This is a genomic window from Oleiphilus sp. HI0043 (assembly GCF_001634935.1).
Genome location: NZ_LWEY01001347.1, coordinates 1 through 1210, shown reverse-complemented (window position 1 = coordinate 1210; position 1210 = coordinate 1). Strand labels below are relative to the sequence as shown.

2 protein-coding genes are annotated in these 1210 nt (G+C 45.5%); both read left to right on the top strand.

Translation table 11 applies throughout. The features are described from left to right. Positions 1-336 (top strand): DUF4381 family protein (locus A3729_RS30990; protein WP_156498002.1); only part of this gene is annotated, 336 nt, incomplete at its 5' end. Further along, positions 329-1192, top strand: a complete 864-nt coding sequence (locus tag A3729_RS18190; protein WP_068634166.1) for a VWA domain-containing protein — start codon at positions 329-331, stop codon at positions 1190-1192. The genes A3729_RS30990 and A3729_RS18190, both read left to right, overlap by 8 nt. The last annotated feature ends 18 nt before the right edge of the window (positions 1193-1210 follow it).

Genomic DNA, 1210 nt, shown 5'->3' with positions numbered 1-1210 from the left:
AGACATAGACAACGGAATGCCTGGCGCAGGGTAGCCTTACTTGAACTTAAAGCAATAACCCACAACTCAAAAAGTTGGGATAACTTCGAGCTAGCTACCGAAATAAACATACTCCTAAAGCGATGCCTTGCCGGGAACTCAAGCTCTACTACACACCTTAGCGACACCGCTGACAAATGGGGCGATACTCTCAACACAACGCAAAACAAAGTAATACTGCCGAGCGACTTACTAGACATCCTCTGTCACGAGATTTACCAACGGAATTGCCCTCGTATAAATACCGAGCAATTGATGCTAATCGAAAAATGGATTCGAGGCCTACGTCATGCTTGATAATCTCTTAGAAGCACTTAACTTTGGGCTAGTTTGGCCTCTTGCGCTATTACTTTTGCCAATTCCTTTGCTCATCCCTCGGCGAGCAAATCAAAGCACCACAAACTATAGAGCGCCGCAGCTTCCACTCTATGAAACAGTAAAAGCACTGAAACTGTCACGTGCACCAGAAGGAAAAACCCATAGCAAACTAAGTAAATACCTACTGGCTTTTGCGTGGTGTTTTCTAATAGTTGCAGCCTCCAGGCCTACTTACTACGGAGAAAAAGTAAACCTCCCGCTAAGTGGAAGAGACTTGATGCTGGCAATCGATATATCACCAAGCATGAAAGAAACAGACCTTAAATTAGATGATGAGTTTGTATCTCGCTTGGACGTTGTCAAAAATGTTGTCTCTTCCTTCGTTACGCAAAGAAAAGGTGACCGCATCGGCTTAATACTGTTTGGCTCTGAGCCCTATATCCAATCGCCGCTTTCATTCGACACAAAAACGGTCAACACACTACTGCAAGAGGCTTACTTAGGTATGGCAGGTAAAGCAACGGCTATCGGCGATGCTATCGGTCTTGGTGTTAAACGCCTAAGGGAAAGACCGAAAGATAGCCGCGTTCTCATATTACTTAGCGACGGCGCGAATACCGCTGGCGAGATCCCCCCCGAAAAAGCTGCACAGTTAGCAGCTCAAGAAGACATCATTATTTATACGATTGGTATTGGTGCCGACGAGCTTTACCGACGAAGCTTTTTTGGCACTCAAAAGGTCAACCCCTCAGCTGATCTGGACGAAGACATGCTAAATGCAATTGCCGAAGTCACTGACGGCAAGTATTTTAGGGCCCAAACACTGAAGAATTAAACGCGATATACCAGCTCA

Coding starts and splice junctions, on each gene's coding strand:
- A3729_RS18190 (WP_068634166.1), top strand. CDS start 329: ATGCTTGATAATCTCTTAGAAGCACTTAACTTTGGGCTAGTTTGGCCT.